Below are 17,703 nucleotides of genomic sequence, written 5' to 3' on the forward strand. Positions count from 1 at the left end.
ATCAATGCTTGCTTCTTTCTATTTTGCAGAAACTTCACCTTCAGCTTCTGTTTGCGGAATAAAGTATCCGATTATACCACCGATTATTGCCGGAACGATCCAGCCGATTCCTAAGTTATAAAAAGGAATAGTGTGTACGATATTAGCGATAAAGTTTGGAATCATTCCCACATTATCAAGTGCATGAATACAGCTAATAATGAATGCCGCGATCATCGCTCCGATATAGACAGAAGGTTTACGTTTCGTATATTTATCAATAAATGATACGAAAATTAAAATGATGGTAATTGGATATAAAATAATTAATACAGGTAATGTAATTTTAATTAATAAGCTTAAGCCTAAGTTTGAAATGATGAAGCTAAAGATACAAACGTATAGTACCAGTTTCTTGTATGAAACATTCGTTAACACTGTTGCGAAATAGTTTGCGAATGCACTTACAACACCGATTGCAGTCGTTAAACAAGCGAAAATAATTGCGATACTTAATAAAACATTACCGCTTGTCCCAAAGAATTGATACATAATAGTAGCTAATAGCTGACCACCGTTTTCGAATTGTCCTAAGTTTCCGTTTGAAGCGCCAATATAACCGAGTAAGAAATAAACAATTGTTAAGAATAGGGCAGCAATGCTTCCGCAAATAATTGTATATTTCGCAATCGATTTCTTATCTTGTATACCGTTTTGACGAATTGCATTTACAACAATCGTTGATAATACGAGTGCTCCAATTGCATCTAAAGTTAAAAATCCTTCAAGAAATCCTTTGAAAAACGGGATGTCTTTGTAGTCACCGATAGGCTCAGCGAATGATCCTGGTGAAAGAATTGCTTTTGTTGCCATAATTGCAATAATTACAAGTAAAATTGGCGTTAATATTTTACCGATATGATCTACTAATTTGGATGGATTTAATGATAGGAAGTAAACGACTGTAAAGAAAATAGCGCTAAAAACTAACATAGAATACCATTGATCTGGGAAAAGTGGTGCGATTCCAATTTCGTAAGATACAGTTCCAGTTCGTGGAATAACAAATAGTGGGCCGATTGAAAGATAAATAATGATAGCGAATACTGCTGCGAATTTTGGATGAACACGGCTTGCTAAAGTATTAAAACTACCACCGGCAAGGGCAACAGCGACGATAGCAAGTAAAGATAAACCGACATCTGTAATAATAAATCCTGTAATGGAAATCCACATGTTTTCTCCGGAAGAAAGGCCGAGAAGGGGCGGGAAAATCATATTACCAGCACCGAAGAAAACTGCGAATAGCAATAAACTAATCGAAAGTATTTGCGCTGGTTTTAAAGTTGTACGCATATAAAGAAAATCCTCCTAATGAGTGTTTTTGTCGAAAATTCAAATAATTTGTCGAGTGACTGTTATTATTTTAAAGGTCTGATGACTAGAAAGCAAGAGGGAATTTTAAAAATATTTTAAAATAATGCGTAAAATTGAATAAATATACTATTTATATGTTAATGAAGGAAGGATTTGACTTTTAACGTAAAAAAACACATATCGCTAGGATATGTGTATTAAAAATAAATTTGCCTATCACGTTCTTCTTTTAAAATTTCTACAGCCTCTCGGAAACGTTGAGAATGGACAATTTCTCGTTCGCGTAAAAAGCGTAAGCTATCATTTATATCGGGATCGTCTGATAAATCAATTAGCCATTGATAAGTCGCTCGTGCTTTTTCTTCAGCTGCAATATCCTCGTATAAATCTGCGATAGGATCTCCTTTCGCTTGAATGTAAGTGGCAGTAAAAGGAACACCACCTGCATTATGATAAAACAAAGCGCTGTCATGATTCGCATAATGCGCGTCTAATCCGGCAGCTTTCATTTGTTCAGGTGTTGCATCTTTTGTTAATTTATAAATCATTGTAGCAATCATTTCTAAATGGGCGAACTCTTCTGTACCAATATCAGTTAGTAAGCCAACGACTTTGTCAGGAATAGTATAACGCTGATTTAAGTAGCGAAGAGCAGCAGCTAGTTCGCCGTCCGCACCACCGTACTGTTCAACTAATAATCTTGCGAGTGCTGGATTACAAGTACTCACTTTAACAGGATATTGTAATTTTTTTTCATAAATCCACATAGTTTCTCTCCTTTATCCCACTATTTGCGGGCAGTAAGACTCCCACCTCAAAATTCGGCTGGGGCAAAGAAGTTGGGTGGAAGCCCTGCTGCCCGTAAACGCTCGATTGGTGAAGGCTAATAATCAGTGGGGGATGAACAAAACCCCTACTGATTAAAGTTTCACTTTATATTTGCCATGGCCAAGGGCCTTTGCTCCATTCCCATGGAGCGTTAGAATAACTGTTTCCAAACTGCTGAAGTGGTCCGTATCTTTCTTCAATTTTTTGTTTTAATACTCTTCGTTTATAAGAAAAATCGTTGAATTGATTTATAGCTGCAGTATCGTCGGGATGCGTATCTAAATAGAGAGTAAGTTCAACTAATACAAAGTCTAATTCTTGCAGCTCTTCAATCCATTTGTAATATTCATCAGGCAATGTTTGTGTCACGTTTTTATTCACCGTCCTTTTTTGTAAGGATTTTCATAATAATCATAAAAAGCAGGCCATAAAGTCCCTTTTCTTAAAGCTTCTTTTGGTGTGAATTGGGGTAAATTAGTTGGTTGAAAACCCATATATAGGTGCGGGGGAGTTGAATAATATTTCTTTCCAATTGGAGGACAAGGATCGTTTGGACCATGATAAGGTATGTAGGATTTCATGAATTTATCCATGTTACACGCCTCCTTTATAAATGAAATATTCATCACTACGTATTATATTCGTACATAATTGCAAATTATGACTCATATAGAAAACTAATAGAGACAGGGGGAGTGCGGATGGGAAGTATTACAACATGCATTGTATTAGAATCCAAAAACTTAAAGGAAACATTATATTTTTATGAAGGAATTTTAGGTTTTAAACCGAGCGAGGAGAGACCACAATTACGTGTAACAGGTGTTTGGTATGATGTTGGTTCAACGAGAATTTGTTTTGTGGTAAATCGGAATTTACGAGGGCGAGAGAAGGTTGCTAATTCTTCGTGTGAATTAATAACCTTTTCAATTCTTGATATGGAAAAAGTAAAGAGAAAATTACAGTTTTACAAAATATCTTTTGCGGAAGAACAGCATGCGGATGGGGTGGTAATTACTCTTTATGATCCAGATTGCTATAAGCTTCAAATTTCATCAGAGGCATGAGTAACCATAGGGGGGATAGCGTGGATAGAATGTATGAAGAAAGCGCACTGTTTGAACATAAATTTTGGCTCAAAGTTCTCGGGGATCATGCTCAGTTTTTACTAGATGCTTTAGCTCCACAGGAGAAAGAAGATATACAGAAAGCCACCTATTTTGTAGGGGAATTCACGAAATTTTTAAATGAAATTCATACTGTAAATTTTATTGCATTTTCAAAAGATGCAGAACAAGCTGCAGAGGAGATTCGAGCATTTAAATTAAATATTATACAAAAGCAATTGGAAGGTAAAATTGTAATTCATTTTACTCCGACTTTTATTAATCATATGGTAAATGAAGTGGAGGAATATATAACAGTATTAGAATACTTAGGGAGGGGAGAAGTCCCGCCCATTTTTCATGAACTACACTATCATCTCGCGTGGTTAACGGATGCAGCAGGGCATGCTGGTTCTATTTCAGGCGGATTAGATGTTGTGGAAAAAAGATTGAAGGAGAAAAGTGATTTGTTCGCTAAACATTTTGAACAATTTTATTTAAAAGCAGTTGAAATGACAGGTTATTTACGGGCAGAACTGAAACATTTTCCAGCTTTGAAGAAGTTTACAAAAGACGTTTCACTAGAGCTAAAGTTATTCTCGCATTTCCTTCGAGAAGTAGAAGAATTAGAGTTGTCTGAGCAAATATTAAGTTCATTATCAGCCAGGATGGCGGATCATATGGCGAGGGAGGAGTGTTACTATTTATTGAAGTTAGCACAATCCTCAGGGTTAGAGATACCGAAATGTAATCCGCTTTAAAAATAGATTATAGGGAAGATTAAGCAGACAAATTGTAACAGTGATAGAAGTATGTGAACAGGTTTCATTATGAAAAAAATATTGACAAGCCCCTCCAAATATCTTAATGTGATTGTATAAAATTGTGTATCTAAAGGGGAGTAACTTATTACAGTAAAGTCGTCATTACAGGGAGAAACCCTCGGCTTTATTGGCAACGTTTTGTTGTTAGTGAGACCTTTACCAGCAATGGTAAAGGCCCCTTATTGTCTTTTTTAGGACCCTTACCATATTTGGTAGGGTCCTTTTTGTATACAAAGAGAGGAGCTAGAAAATGAAAAAACTTATTAGTAGATTAAGAGTTGTATTTCATGTCCGCCGTTTTGTTCCATTCCTATTTGACTTTTTTACTTCAAAAGAGGTTTCCATAAAGAAGAAAATTTTATCTATTGCTTTTTTAGTTGGGTATGTTGCGATGCCACTCGACTTCATTCCAGACTTCTTGCCGTTTATTGGTATTTTAGATGATATTGGAATTGTGTTATTCATTTTGAATCGAATCGTAAAGATGGCACCAGTTCAATTGCAAGAAAAGCATAATGTGAATATAGGATAGGGGGTTAAAAGTATGGAGCAAATTATTTTAGATATAATTGAGTATTTAAAGCAGTTTTCTTATTTTGGAGTTGTGTTAGCTTTAACTTTTGAGTTTATTCCAGCAGAGGTAGTTTTGCCGCTTGTTGGGTATTGGGTGTACGAGGGAGATATGAATTTTTGGCTTGCGGTGTTAGCCGGAACACTTGGTGGAACGACAGGACCATTAACGTTATATGCGCTCGGTTATTACGGCGGGCGCCCTGTATTGGTGAAATACGGTAAATATTTCTTCATTAAAGAAGAACAAATTCAAAAAGCAGATGATTTCTTTGAGAAATATGGACCGGTTGTAGCATTTGTTGGACGCTTCGTCCCGGGAGTTCGAACGCTTATTTCCATTCCATGTGGTATGGCGAAAATGAACATATGGAAATTTAGCATATATACATTTGTAGCAATGTTCCCGTTAACGACTTTGTATATTTATTTTGGAATGAAATTAGGTCCGCATTGGGAAAAAGCAGCGGGTGTTGTTGGACAATATATGTTACCGATATTACTAGTCGTGGTTATCGTTGTAGGTGGTATATTAATCTATAAATTTATGAAAAAACGAAACAGAACGGAATCTATCTAGTCATTAGCGCTATGGTTTGATTATTTTTTGAAAATAGATGAATAGTACAGGCAAAAGACTCTGAAGGACATACACATATAGGGAGTATAAAAGAGAGAGGGGAAACAACTATGTCTTGTGAGTGCTCAGGGTCAGCGTTAACTTGCTGTCCAGATAAAAATTATGTGCAAGATAAAGTGTGTAGTCCGTGGTCTGCTACTGTAGCTACAACAGCAATTGATAATGTTCTCTATACAAATAATATTAACCAAAATGTAATTGGTACTGGCTTTGTTAAATATGATGTTGGACCAGGCGCGATTACCGTAGAAGCACTTGATTCTGCTGGGAATACAATTGATACACAAACGTTAAACCCAGGAACGAGTATTGCTTTTACGTATCGCCGCTTTGATAGTATACAAGTTGTATTACCTGCAACACCTGCTGGAACGTATCAGGGAGAATTTTGTATTACGACACGCTATTCACTTTCGTAGAAGAATAGGAGAGGATCGAAATGGGAATGAGAAGCTCCAGTTTGTCTTGTTGTTCTAATAAAACACTTGTGCAAGATCAAGTATGTGCAGACTGGTCAATTACAGGTGCGGGTACTCAAATTGTATATACGAATAATCTTACACAAGAAATATACGGTTCAGGTTATGTAAAATATGATACAGGTGCGAATCCAATTACAGTGGATTTTTTAGTAGGTGCTACAGTAGTCGATACGATTACTGTACAACCGCAAAGTAGTGGTACTTTCACAGTGAGGCACTTTACTACTGTTCGAATTACAACGACGGGAACGACTGTTAATCAAGGAGAGTTTTGTATTACAGTACGTTACTCAATTTCATAAAAAGGCATACCTTAAATGGTATGCTTTTTTGAATAGAGGGAGTAATGAAATATTTATTTTATAAGCAACATGTAAATTGGCAACAGTACTTGCCTTCTAAATATAGAGAAGGATTACTTTGTATATTAATAATACTGACGGATTGTAAATCTTTACCCATATAAGATATTGTATTACCAGGAAATACAGTGAAAATATTGGTTACTGCTCCGACGATTTGAATTGTAATTACTTCGGTGCTACTAGTACTATTGTAAAACGAGACAGTACCTGATATAAGTAGTATCCCATCACTTTGCCACAGTATCATCGATTGTGATGCATCTTTAGTAGAGAGAATGGTGTCATTAGTTATGAGGAAGTTCCCAGCAAATTCATTTGTTACTAGTTCACAATGGGGATTCGGAGGAGGGGATGGTGGACAAGGGTCTGGGCAAATGATAGATAAGGGAGCGAAACAGCCGATATTTTTTTTGTTTTTCAAACGAACCCCTCCTTTGCAAGTTTTTCTTTTACTATTATTAAATGTAAAAGCATGGCCGATGTGTTAAGAATGGCCGAAAAAATTAAAAATTATGATTGTCTAATAAGCTTAAAACCTTATATTAGTTTTTATTATATAGAAAAGATTATATGTAAAGGGACATTAGAAAAGAATGATTATACTCTTTTAGACAAAATGTGGTTGTTTACAATAATACAAGTAATGTTGGAGTTAATGATTAATTAACTGTATATTTACAAAAGTCTAATAAAATTAATTTGTCATTCAAACGGAGTTAATATGTTTTCGTTACAATAACCCTTGTAATTAATCAATTATTATGAGGAGGATTTACGTGGAAAGAACTGCTTTAAGAAAAGTAAAAGGACTTATTGGATTATTAATGGTTTTTGTATTAGCATTCGTGTCATTTCCGTGGAGTGCGTCGGTTAAAGCGGAAGATAAAAAGCAAGAAAAGGCACCAAGTGAGAAGAAAATCGTTTTTCCAGTTGTAAGTGATGTGCATATTAAAGATAGTGGAACAGATGATACGTTCCGCTGGAAACGAGCGATTGAGCAATTTAATACGCTTGCACCAAAGCAAGATGCGTTTGTCATTGTAGGTGATTTTACTGATTCGGGTTCAGTAAAGCAATATGATCGTTTCATGCAAGTGTATAACGAAAATGCAAATAAAGATGCGGTACGAATGAATTCTCTTGGTAATCATGATTATTGGAACGGCTTATCTGTAGAGGGAGCACAGAAGCGTTTCTTAGAAAAGACAGGAATGGAATCGATTTATTATCATAAAGTGGTAAAAGGGTATCATTTCCTTGTTATGTCTCCAGAGGATGGTACAACACATGGCTATTATTCGGACAAGCAAATTAATTGGTTAAAAGAAGAAATGGCAAAGGCACAAAAAGATGATCCAGAAAAACCGATTTTTGTGTTTTTACATCAACATATTAAAGATACAGTGTACGGTAGTCAAGAATGGGGAACGAAAGATAGTGCAAAAATTAATGCGGTATTAAAAGAATACCCACAAGTAATTACGTTTTCAGGTCATTCACATTATCCGTTAGATGATCCGAGATCGATTCATCAAAAAGACTTTACGTCTGTTGGAACATCTTCTGTAAGCTATATGGAAGTTGAAGGCGGTAAAGTACAAGGGAATATCCCCCCAGGAGCTAGCACATTAAGTCAAGGTTTATTAGTAGAAGTAGATGATAAAGAAGTAACAATTAATCGCCGTGATTTCCATACAAATTCTTGGACAGGCGAGCCATGGAAAATTCAGTTGCCATCAAAGAAAGAAACATTTACGCATGTAGAAGATCGTGATAAAGAAAAGCCATCTTTTGCGAAAGATGCGAAATTGTCAGTATCAAATGTAACGGAAAACGCAGCAACAGTAACATTCCCACAAGCGGTGGACAACCTTCTTGTTCATTCTTATCGTGTACAAGCGAAGGATAAACAAACAGGTGAGATTAAAAATAAGTTATTAGCATTCTCAGAGTTTTATCGTGATCCAGTTCCAAAAGAACTTACATTTACACTTGCAGGATTAGATGGCGGGAAATCATATACACTTGAAGTAGTTGCGATTGATTCGTTTGGCAATGAAAGCGCGCAGCCGTTAACGGCTGAAATTACTACGAAAAAAGATAATATTGATCCGAATGTAAAAGTGCCAAAGGCAGACGTTTTTGATGTGAATTTCTTAGATGGTACATTTAAAGATAACTCACCGTTTGGAACAAAAGGTGATGTGAAAGGGAATGTATCTATTGAATATGATAAAGCGTTGAAAACAAATGTAATGAAATTAAATGGAAAAGCAAATACATTTGGGTATCTTCCATTTTCAGCAGCACAAAAAGAAAAAGTAGCAAATTCATTTACGTTAGAAACTGTATTTTCAATGAATGAAATTCGCGGACAAGGTATTTTGCAAAATACAGAGAGTGGTGGAATTGGTTTTGAGTCTACAGGAAGTGGCTATGTAGAATTATGGGCTCATATTGGCGGAAGCTATAAACGTGTTGGCGTTCAATTAGAAGCAAACAAAACGTATCATTTAACAGGAACGTATAACGGAAGTGAAGTAGCAATTTATGTAGATGGTAAAAAAGTAAATAGTCAGCCAGCTAGTGGGAAAGTGTATCATCCGAACGTGCCATTTGCACTTGGTGCAGATCCAGACAGCAACGGAAATGGTGGTATTCCGTTAAACGGACAAATTGCATTAGCAAAATTATATAGTAAAGCATTAAGTTCTTCAGAAGTAGTAGCAGCATATAACGAGTTTTCTAATCGTACAAAATTAGAGCAAGTAAATGCGTTATATGAAGAGATTGCGAAAGTGAAAGAAGTATTGGCAGGTACTTATGAATTTGGTGAAAAGCCAGGTCAATATTCACAAGAAGCTTTCAAAGAATTACAAAAAAACTATGACAATGCTAAGAAAGTGTTTGGGAATATGACAAGTACAGGAGAACAAATTGTTCAAACGTATAATGAATTAAAAACAGCAAACCAAACATTTGTACAATCAAAAGTGGCAGAAGAACAGCCAAAAACACCGAAAGAAAAATTACAAGTGAATGTAGAATTTGCAAAAGCTTTAGTAAAGAAAGCGCAAGATGGAAATATAAAAGACGGTTCAGCTAAATCATTAAGCCAAAAAATTACAGTTGCAGAAGCTGTATTAAAAGATGTGAAAGTAAAAGATGCACAGGTAGAAACGATGAATCGTACGTTAGAGCACGCTATTTCACTGGTTGAAAAAAGTATCAACAAGTAAGGTATAAGAAAAAGAAGCTTATCATGATAGGCTTCTTTTTTGTTATACTAAAAGTAGTATAGAAAAAGGGAGCGAATAATTTGGAAGAGAAAAAGCTAAAAAGAATTCTTGAATATGTATGGATCGCCGTTGTGCTCCTTGTAGGATATTATTTATTAAAAGATAAAAGTATATGGGTTCTATTTTTAATGACATTTTTATTAGCGGGATTAGGAACGTTATTTATTAACTTTTTCTTTGATAGTGTAAACGCATGGAGAAAGAAAAAGAAAGAGGCGAAGTAAGGGGGAAGAAGTATACAAAAGTTGCAGGTTATGTACGAACTTGCATCGGTATATTTTTCCCGCTATTAACGGGCAGTAAGACTCCCACCTCAAAATTTGGTGAATACGAGGAAGGTAGTGGGGAGACAACTGCCCGTAAGAGCCCGATTGGTGAGGGTTAATAATTAGTGGGGGATGGACAAAACCCCTCGCTGATTAAAGTTTCACTTTATCATTTTCCAGTCGTTAACGAAAAAACATAATAGAACGTGAAAATAGCTCGCCTTTATTATAGGCGAGCTATTTTTTATGCTTCTTTTTTCTCATCATTTGTTTTTTCAGTAGCTAAATGACTATGTTTTCTAGAGTAGAAGAAGTAGACGCATAAACCGACTATAAGCCAGACTGCAAAGCTGATCCATGTCGTTTTAGACAAATTAAGCATTAAATATAAACAACAAATAATAGCGACAACTGGTAGTGCAGGTACGAGTGGTGTACGAAAGCCTCGTTTTAAATCAGGATGAGTTTTCCGTAAAATAAGTACAGCAAAACAAACGAATGAGAAGGCTGTTAACGTACCGATGTTTACTAAATTTGCTAGTAAATGTAGGTCTAAAAGTCCTGCTAATAAAGCTGCAAATACCCCAGTAATCCATGTGTTTAGTAAAGGGATTTTTACTTTTTTATTTACGCGTGATAACGCTTTTGGGAGTAAGCCGTCTCGGCTCATTGCATAAGAAACACGAACTTGTCCATACATAACGACCAAAAGAACGGTTGTCATTCCTGTCATCGCACCAACTGCAAGCAGCCCCGCAATAGTATCTTCGCCAACGAAATGTAGTGCAAATGCAACTGGATCAGAAACATCTAATTGCGTATAAGGAACCATACCTGTTAAAACGAAAGATACGATCATGTATAAAACTGTACAAATAAGAAGGGAACCGATAATGCCAATTGGTAAATCACGCTGCGGTTTTTTCGTTTCTTCTGCCGCAGTTGCGATTGCATCAAAACCTAAAAAGGCGAAGAAGACAGTGGCAGCACCAGTAATAATACCGTCGTACCCGAATGGAATGAACGGTGTCCAATTTTCAGGCTTTACATATTTTGCGCCTGCTACGATAAAGGCGATAATAACTGCTAATTTTATAAGGACCATAATATTATTAATGCGTGCGCTTTCGCGTATACCAAAACTTAAAAGACCAGTAATGAGAAGTAAAATACAAACAGCCGGTAAATCAATGAGACCACCTTTTCCTGTTCCAGGGGCCGAGGAAATAATGGCGGGAAGGTGTATATTGAACCCTTGAAGCAATGATTGTAAATATCCAGACCAGCCAACAGCTACCGCTGCAACTGCGAGTAAATATTCGAGCATTAAACACCAACCAACGATGAAGGCGACAACTTCTCCTACGGTCATGTATGCATAAGTATAAACACTTCCTGAGACTGGTATAGAAGAAGCGAATTCGGCATAACAAAAAGCTACACAAGCACAAGTAAATGCAGCAATAAGGAATGATAGCATAATACCAGGACCAGAATGTTTTGCTGCTACAATACCTGTTAATACAAAAATCCCTGTTCCAATTACGGCGCCGATTCCTAAAAACGTTAAATCGAGTGCCGTTAATGTTCTATCTAGCTGCCGTGGTGATTCAGTACTAAGCGCTTTTTTTCGTAATAATGACTTCACTTTGAACTCTCCTCCTTTAGTTTTCATCTCCATAACTGCGAATATAGTACGAGCCCATCGGAAAAGAGTACGTAAGTGAATGTAGGTACAGTTATGGTATGTAATTTTTTGAAATTTCTGGATTAATTTTATTATAATTCAGAATATTTTGTCAAATAAAACTTTAACAAATAAAATGCCGGTTGTAAGGAGAAACTATGTGCAGACATAGATGCAGGTTAACAAAAAGATTTACTTTATATAGTAGGAGAAGATGCTATGTTATTTTATTTTGAACTTGTCGTCATTTTACTTTGTACGAAATTAGCTGGTGATATTAGCGTTAGACTCGGTCAGCCTTCTGTACTGGGTAAATTAATTGTTGGTATTATTATCGGTCCTGCGGTGCTAGGTATTATTAATAGTTCAGAACTTATTGATGAGCTTAGTGAAATTGGTGTTTTGCTACTTATGTTTATGGCGGGACTCGAAACAGATTTAGAAGAGTTAAATCGGAATTTAAAATCATCATTTGCAGTAGCGGCTGGTGGAATTATTTTTCCTTTCATCGGTGGTTATGTGGCAGGGTTGTTGTTTGGATTAATGCAATCTCATGCAATTTTTATAGGGTTATTACTTTGCGCAACATCGGTTAGTATTACAGTGCAAACGTTACGTGATTTAGGGAAGATGAATACGAGAGAAAGTACTACGATTTTAGGTGCTGCCGTATTTGATGATGTAATTGTCGTTATTTTATTAGCGTTTGTTATGAGCTTTTTAGGAACGCAAGATGTGAATATAACACTGGTTATCGCAAAGAAACTTATTTTCTTTGTAAGTATTGTTTTTATCGCATGGAAAGTTGTTCCGTGGATTATGAAAATGCTCGTCCCGCTTCGCGTGTCGGAAGCGTTAATTAGTGCGGCTCTTATTATTTGTTTTTCATTTGCTTATTACAGTGAACAAATGGGGATCGCCGGTATTATTGGGGCATTTGTAGCAGGAATTGCAATTTCTCAAACAGAGTATAAGCATGAAGTAGAACATAAAATTGAACCGATTGCTTATGCGATATTTGTACCAGTGTTCTTCGTAAGTATCGGAATGGAAATTACATTTCAAGGTATCGGAAGTCAACTTTGGTTCATTATCATTATGACGCTCATTGCAATATTCACAAAGTTAATTGGATCAGGTTTAGGAGCAAGATTAACAGGGTTTAATTTACAATCTTCTATTAGTATTGGTGCAGGGATGGTGTCGCGCGGAGAAGTAGCGCTTATTATCGCAGCAAATGGATTAACTGCGAATTTATTAGCGAAAGAAAATTTCACAGCTATTGTCATTGTTGTTATATTGACAACGATTATTACGCCGCCACTTTTGAAGAAGTACTTTGTATAGAAAGGGCTTATCTGATGTAGGTAAGCTCTTTTTTTTATCGCAAAAAAGCAATGGTTATGCAGCATGAACAGGTTGTAATTATGGTAAAATCTACGTATATGCTAGGGTAAGGAGAGAAATACATGAAGATTACGAGGGGAAAAGTTATAGGTGTAGTCATACTTCTTATACTTTGCATACCATTTGTTGTAGGAAAAGAATCAAAAGTGAAAGGTTTTCCGGTTTCTATTTTTTCTTCCTATGTGGAAGGGGATAATCCGAAAGAACATAAGTACACCGCATTTTTACCTGACTTCGCAATTTGGATAGACGGATGGGAAAAACAGAGATCTGAAGGTGAAATAACTGCATATAAAAAAGGGAATCGAACTGTAATTGTTCATCATCCTCCTGGTGATGATGGCTATTATCTCCATGAAGAAGAATATGCGAAATAAAAAGCAGCTGTAAGAAGTGGAGGTTAAATGGTGAAAGCTTCAACATTACTATTTAAAATTGAAAATAATATGGATCAATTTTCACCAGCTGAAAAGAAGGTTGCCATGTACATAATGGAGAACGCAGAGATTGTTCCAAATTTAACGACAAAAGAAGTGTCTACAAATGCGGGATCGAGTGAGGCGAGTGTTGTACGTTTTTGTAAAACAATCGGTATTGGAAGCTTTAAAGCATTTAAGATAGCGCTCGTTCGTGAATTAACAATTGTTGATTATAATATTAACGATTTTTCAGTGATGAATACAGAAGATGGACCGTACGATTTGTTTAATAAAGTTACATATGTGAATAAAGCTGCAATTGAGGCGAGTGTTACTGCGATAGATAAGAAGGAACTTGAGAAAGCTGCAGATAGTATTGTAAATGCTAATAAGATCATATTTTATGGTGTAGGTGGATCAGCTACACCGGCGATGGACGGAGCTTATAAATTTACTAGGCTTGGATTTACTGCAATGATGCTATCCGATTTTCATATGATGTTGCCACTCGTAACAAATTTAAAAGAGGGAGATATATTTGTGGCGATTTCAACTTCTGGGAGGACGAAAGATGTGCTTGAAATGGCGCAATATGCGAAAAGACAAGGTGCTACAGTTATTGCGATTACGAAGCTAGATCAATCATCTCCTCTATATAAAGCGGCAGACATTCGCCTTTGTATGCCGGATGTAGAGCAAGATCATCGCATTGCAAGCATTGCTTCACGAATGACGCAACTGAATATGATTGATGCTTTATACGTTATTACTTTTAACCGTATTGGCAATAATGTGATAGATCAATTTATGGAGACGAGAGAAGAAGCTCTGCGGTTACGGAAGTTAAAGTGAAAAGATGGGGCAACCCATCTTTTTTGTGTGGCTGGACATAAATTTGTCATGAAAAGAAATAAAATTTCATAAAATAAGAGAGTAATATTGATTTTTAATTTCTTAAAGTTATAATGAAAGTATGAAATTAAATTTCAAAGAAGGTGACAATATGTTAGAAAATTTATCTACAGAACATCGTAATGAGAAGACGATGAATTTAGATGAGATGAGCATAAAAGAAGTTTTACAAAGTATGAATCAAGAAGATCGAACTGTTGCGTTAGCAGTTGAAAATGAAATAGAAGAAATTGAAAAGGTTGTACAGATTGTTATTAAATCTTTTGAAGAAGATGGACGATTAATTTATATTGGGGCTGGTACGAGTGGTCGTTTAGGCATTTTAGACGCAGTGGAATGTCCCCCGACATTTGGAACAGATGACAAAATGGTTCAAGGATTTATAGCAGGTGGATTGAAAGCGTTTACTAAAGCGGTGGAAGGCGCCGAAGATCGTGAAGAGTTAGCAGAAGAAGATTTAAAAAGTATTGGATTAAACGAGAAAGATACGGTTATTGGAATTGCAGCAAGTGGTAGAACACCTTATGTAATTGGCGGATTGAAATACGCAAGTAGCGTGGGAGCGAGTACAGCTAGCATTTCCTGTAATAAAAATGCTGAAATAAGTAAATATGCAAAACTAAATGTGGAAGTGGAGACAGGCGCAGAAATATTAACAGGCTCAACACGATTGAAGGCTGGCACAGCGCAAAAGTTAGTACTGAATATGATTTCTACAGCGTCTATGATTGGTGTAGGGAAAGTATATAAAAACTTAATGGTAGATGTTCAATCTACAAATGCAAAATTGGTAGAACGCTCAAAACGAATTATTGTGGAAGCGACAGGCGCTAGTTATGAAGTAGCTACAGAGTATTATGAGAAAGCAAATCGAAATGTGAAAGTTGCAATCGTTATGATATTACTACAGTGTGAATATGGGGAAGCACTAGAAAAATTAAAAGATGCGAAAGGATTTGTGAAGAAGGCACTTTAAACTATGGGGAGGGGGATTCTATTATGAAGAAAGAAGAGATAATGGCGAGTAGGATTACGGAGCAACTTGGGGGAGTAAAAAATATTCGTGGCATTGCTCATTGTATGACGAGGTTACGACTAACGCTTCATGATGAAAGTAAAGTGAACATGGACCTTTTGAAAAAGGTTGAAGGCGTTATGGGTGTGATTGAAGATGAAACACTTCAAGTTGTCGTTGGTCCAGGAACGGTAAATAAAGTAGCAGCAGAAATGGAAGTTTTAACAGGACTCAGAATTGGTGAAGTGGCAGATCATCACCTTGAAGATCTTGGGCAAGAGATGAAGTCAGAGATTAAGAAGAAAAATAATACACCAGTGAAAAACTTTTTAAGAAAAATAGGAAGTATTTTCATTCCGTTAATACCTGGTCTTGTCGCATCAGGAATTATAAATGGGGTCGCTAACTTTGCGAAAAATGCAGGTGCTGACCCGAATGCAACATGGCTGCAAATGTTACTTTTAATTGGCGGCGGTATCTTTACATTCTTAGGTATTTTAGTCGGCTGGAATACAGCGAAAGAATTTGGCGGGACGCCAGTTCTTGGGGCAATTGCTGGTATTTTAATTTTCAACCCGGCGATGGCGAATGTAAAATTATTTGGTGAAGCGCTAGTACCCGGACGGGGCGGATTATTTGCAGTTATTTTTGCAGCATGGCTTATGGTTGTAGTTGAGAGACGAGTACGAAAAGCGGTGCCAAATGCAGTTGATATTATCGTAACACCACTTATTACTGTATTAGCTGTAAGTATAGTAACGATGTTAGCGATTCAGCCAGTAGCGGGATTCTTATCTGATGGTATTACGAGTGGTATTAATGCAATTTTAAATGTTGGTGGAGCGTTTGCGGGAGCTGTGCTTGCAGGAACATTTTTACCTCTCGTTATGGTCGGGTTACATCATGGTTTAACACCAATTCATATGGAATTCATTAATCAAACACATGTAACACCTTTATTACCAGTACTCGCAATGGCTGGCGCTGGGCAAGTAGGAGCAGCGATTGCGATTTATGTAAAAACAAAAAATAAACGACTTCGTAATGTGATTAAAGGTGGATTGCCAGTTGGATTTTTAGGAATTGGCGAACCGTTATTATATGGGGTTACATTACCACTTGGGAAACCATTTATTACTGCTTGTTTAGGAGCGGCTGTCGGTGGTGCATTCCAGGCAGTAATGAAAACGGCTTCACTCGGAATCGGTGTATCAGGATTATCTTTAATTCCGTTAATTGCTGATAATAAATATTTATTATATTTCTTAGGGTTAGTGATTGCATATACTTTCGGATTTATCTTTACGTACTTCTTCGGCTTTAAAGAAGAAATGGCAGAAAACATATAGAGAAAGGGATTCCTTTCTCTTTTTTTTATATTAGTAGAAGGAGAGATTTATATGTTAGGAGTTTCAATTTATCTTTCAAAAGAGCGAGTGGACAAACAAGAAGCATGGTTAAAAATAGCGAAAGAAAACGGATTTTCATCTATTTTTACATCTCTTCACATTCCAGAAGATGATCCGAATACGTATAAAGAGTTAATTCAAATACTTGGGAAACAAGCTCTCGAAAATGAAATGGAATTAATGGTCGATGTCTCTCCAAAGTCGTTACATCATTTAGGAATAACGTATGAAAATGTGGAAGAATTATTGGAGTGGGGCATTACTGGTTTACGAATGGATTACGGCATCGCGCCCAAAGAAATTGCGAGTGTATCTCATAAGATGAAGGTAGCGTTAAACGCAAGTACGATTACAGAATCATTTTGGAAAGAGTTAATTGCGGAAAATATACGAGTAGATCGTGTAGAAGCGTGGCATAATTTTTACCCGCGTCCAGAAACAGGACTAGCAAAGTCATTTTTACAAAAACAAAATAAGTATTTACATGATTGCGGAATAAAAACGATGGCATTTATTCCGGGAGATGGTGAAAAACGAGGTCCTTTATATGAAGGTTTACCAACGTTAGAAAAGCACCGCTATATGCGTCCGCTTGAAGCGTATTTAGAACTTGTTCAAGAGTGTGACGTCGATAAAGTGCTAATTGGAGACATAAGCGCGAGTCTAGAAAGTGTACAAGAAATCGCGATGGCGAGTAATGGGATTATTCCGCTGCGATATGAGCCATTTACAAATGAAATGGAAGTATTGAAAGTGGTAGAGAAAGTGCATACGAATCGGCTTGATCCAGCTCGTGATGCCATTCGTTCTGTAGAATCGCGCGAAGAAAATAAAGTTGTATTACAGCCGATGAATACAATTTCAAGAAAACGAGGCAGTATTACAATTGATAATGAATTGTACGGTAGATATGCTGGCGAAATGCAAATTGTTATAAATGATTTGCCTGAAGATAAGAAAGTAAATGTTGTTGGAATGGTGATGGAAGAAGATGTGTCTTTATTGTCTTATATAGGCGCTGGGAAAAATTTTCAACTTATTCTAAGTAATAGAGCGAAAGCTTGAATTAGCACTATTTTGTAAAAAACATTATCCGTAAAGGGGATAATGTTTTTTGG

General features: G+C 36.4%; 21 protein-coding genes. 15 read left to right on the forward strand and 6 right to left on the reverse strand.

What is annotated here, in order from left to right; all coding sequences use genetic code 11:
• Nucleotides 1-18: 18 nt before the first annotated feature.
• The 4 genes from brnQ2 to MHB76_RS04055 form a co-directional block, all read right to left on the reverse strand.
• Nucleotides 19-1,335, reverse strand: coding sequence for a branched-chain amino acid transport system II carrier protein BrnQ2 (gene brnQ2 / locus MHB76_RS04040; protein WP_078174037.1), 1,317 nt, complete (start codon nucleotides 1,333-1,335; stop codon nucleotides 19-21).
• A gap of 218 nt (nucleotides 1,336-1,553) precedes the next feature.
• A complete protein-coding gene (gene cotJC, locus MHB76_RS04045) occupies nucleotides 1,554-2,123 on the reverse strand; it encodes a spore coat protein CotJC (RefSeq protein ID WP_002140479.1) in 570 nt (189 codons plus the stop codon).
• A 166-nt stretch (nucleotides 2,124-2,289) separates the two neighbouring features.
• Nucleotides 2,290-2,553, reverse strand: a complete 264-nt coding sequence (locus MHB76_RS04050) for a spore coat protein CotJB (protein ID WP_000194952.1) — start codon at nucleotides 2,551-2,553, stop codon at nucleotides 2,290-2,292.
• Nucleotides 2,554-2,561: 8 nt separating this feature from the next.
• A complete protein-coding gene (locus MHB76_RS04055; RefSeq protein WP_000357172.1) occupies nucleotides 2,562-2,777 on the reverse strand; it encodes a spore coat associated protein CotJA in 216 nt (71 codons plus the stop codon).
• 108 nt (nucleotides 2,778-2,885) lie between these two features.
• Here MHB76_RS04055 and MHB76_RS04060 point away from each other — a divergent pair, with 108 nt between their 5' ends.
• The 6 genes from MHB76_RS04060 to MHB76_RS04085 all read left to right on the forward strand — a co-directional run bounded on the left by MHB76_RS04060 (nucleotide 2,886) and on the right by MHB76_RS04085 (nucleotide 6,108).
• Nucleotides 2,886-3,251, forward strand: a complete 366-nt coding sequence (locus tag MHB76_RS04060) for a VOC family protein (protein ID WP_002159171.1) — start codon at nucleotides 2,886-2,888, stop codon at nucleotides 3,249-3,251.
• Entirely contained in the window at nucleotides 3,248-4,051 is an 804-nt protein-coding gene (locus tag MHB76_RS04065; RefSeq protein WP_078174036.1) for a DUF2935 domain-containing protein, read from the forward strand. The genes MHB76_RS04060 and MHB76_RS04065 overlap by 4 nt, the downstream gene beginning before the upstream one ends.
• A gap of 313 nt (nucleotides 4,052-4,364) precedes the next feature.
• The gene (locus MHB76_RS04070) at nucleotides 4,365-4,646 is read left to right on the forward strand and encodes a YkvA family protein (RefSeq protein ID WP_002159169.1); all 282 of its coding nucleotides are present in this window, start codon (nucleotides 4,365-4,367) and stop codon (nucleotides 4,644-4,646) included.
• 12 nt (nucleotides 4,647-4,658) lie between these two features.
• A complete protein-coding gene (locus MHB76_RS04075) occupies nucleotides 4,659-5,264 on the forward strand; it encodes a DedA family protein (RefSeq protein ID WP_002159168.1) in 606 nt (201 codons plus the stop codon).
• Between the two features lie 110 nt (nucleotides 5,265-5,374).
• On the forward strand, nucleotides 5,375-5,743 hold the full coding sequence (locus MHB76_RS04080; RefSeq protein WP_078174035.1) for a DUF3992 domain-containing protein: 369 nt from the start codon (nucleotides 5,375-5,377) through the stop codon (nucleotides 5,741-5,743).
• Between the two features lie 20 nt (nucleotides 5,744-5,763).
• Complete coding sequence (locus tag MHB76_RS04085) at nucleotides 5,764-6,108, forward strand: DUF3992 domain-containing protein (RefSeq protein WP_002169096.1); 345 nt, start codon at nucleotides 5,764-5,766, stop codon at nucleotides 6,106-6,108.
• Nucleotides 6,109-6,166: 58 nt separating this feature from the next.
• On the opposite strand, the gene MHB76_RS04090 is transcribed toward MHB76_RS04085, so the two are convergent.
• On the reverse strand, nucleotides 6,167-6,550 hold the full coding sequence (locus MHB76_RS04090; RefSeq protein ID WP_254866013.1) for an S-Ena type endospore appendage: 384 nt from the start codon (nucleotides 6,548-6,550) through the stop codon (nucleotides 6,167-6,169).
• On the opposite strand from MHB76_RS04090, the gene MHB76_RS04095 reads away from it, so the two are divergent.
• From MHB76_RS04095 to MHB76_RS04105, 3 genes are all read left to right on the forward strand, one after another.
• Entirely contained in the window at nucleotides 6,462-6,659 is a 198-nt protein-coding gene (locus MHB76_RS04095) for a hypothetical protein (protein ID WP_254866011.1), read from the forward strand. The two genes, MHB76_RS04090 and MHB76_RS04095, sit on opposite strands and share 89 nt — an antisense overlap.
• Nucleotides 6,660-6,947: 288 nt before the next feature.
• Nucleotides 6,948-9,410 carry a LamG-like jellyroll fold domain-containing protein gene (locus MHB76_RS04100; protein WP_078174033.1) on the forward strand — a complete coding sequence of 821 codons (2,463 nt, stop codon included), beginning with the start codon at nucleotides 6,948-6,950 and terminating at the stop codon, nucleotides 9,408-9,410.
• Nucleotides 9,411-9,490: 80 nt separating this feature from the next.
• Nucleotides 9,491-9,694, forward strand: a complete 204-nt coding sequence (locus MHB76_RS04105) for a hypothetical protein (RefSeq protein WP_002201657.1) — start codon at nucleotides 9,491-9,493, stop codon at nucleotides 9,692-9,694.
• Nucleotides 9,695-9,980: 286 nt separating this feature from the next.
• Here MHB76_RS04105 and MHB76_RS04110 read toward each other — a convergent pair whose 3' ends face one another.
• Nucleotides 9,981-11,384 carry an amino acid permease gene (locus MHB76_RS04110; RefSeq protein ID WP_002203335.1) on the reverse strand — a complete coding sequence of 468 codons (1,404 nt, stop codon included), beginning with the start codon at nucleotides 11,382-11,384 and terminating at the stop codon, nucleotides 9,981-9,983.
• A 258-nt stretch (nucleotides 11,385-11,642) separates the two neighbouring features.
• Between MHB76_RS04110 and MHB76_RS04115 the strand changes: the two genes are divergently transcribed.
• From MHB76_RS04115 to MHB76_RS04140, 6 genes are all read left to right on the forward strand, one after another.
• Nucleotides 11,643-12,770, forward strand: coding sequence for a cation:proton antiporter (locus tag MHB76_RS04115; protein ID WP_078174031.1), 1,128 nt, complete (start codon nucleotides 11,643-11,645; stop codon nucleotides 12,768-12,770).
• Nucleotides 12,771-12,892: 122 nt separating this feature from the next.
• Nucleotides 12,893-13,207 carry an outer surface protein gene (locus MHB76_RS04120; protein ID WP_078174030.1) on the forward strand — a complete coding sequence of 105 codons (315 nt, stop codon included), beginning with the start codon at nucleotides 12,893-12,895 and terminating at the stop codon, nucleotides 13,205-13,207.
• Nucleotides 13,208-13,237: 30 nt separating this feature from the next.
• Nucleotides 13,238-14,101, forward strand: a complete 864-nt coding sequence (locus MHB76_RS04125; protein WP_033710460.1) for a MurR/RpiR family transcriptional regulator — start codon at nucleotides 13,238-13,240, stop codon at nucleotides 14,099-14,101.
• A 151-nt stretch (nucleotides 14,102-14,252) separates the two neighbouring features.
• Entirely contained in the window at nucleotides 14,253-15,137 is an 885-nt protein-coding gene (murQ, locus tag MHB76_RS04130) for an N-acetylmuramic acid 6-phosphate etherase (protein ID WP_078174029.1), read from the forward strand.
• A gap of 23 nt (nucleotides 15,138-15,160) precedes the next feature.
• Nucleotides 15,161-16,525: a PTS transporter subunit EIIC gene (locus MHB76_RS04135; protein WP_016103814.1), complete on the forward strand. Its 1,365-nt coding sequence runs from the start codon at nucleotides 15,161-15,163 to the stop codon at nucleotides 16,523-16,525.
• Nucleotides 16,526-16,576: 51 nt separating this feature from the next.
• Nucleotides 16,577-17,650 (forward strand): DUF871 domain-containing protein, encoded by a 1,074-nt coding sequence (locus tag MHB76_RS04140; RefSeq protein WP_078174028.1) that lies wholly within the window; start codon nucleotides 16,577-16,579, stop codon nucleotides 17,648-17,650.
• The last annotated feature ends 53 nt before the right edge of the window (nucleotides 17,651-17,703 follow it).

The organism is Bacillus sp. FSL M7-1345, assembly GCF_038006985.1.
In the GTDB taxonomy this organism is placed as follows: Bacteria; Bacillota; Bacilli; order Bacillales; family Bacillaceae_G; genus Bacillus_A; species Bacillus_A cereus_U.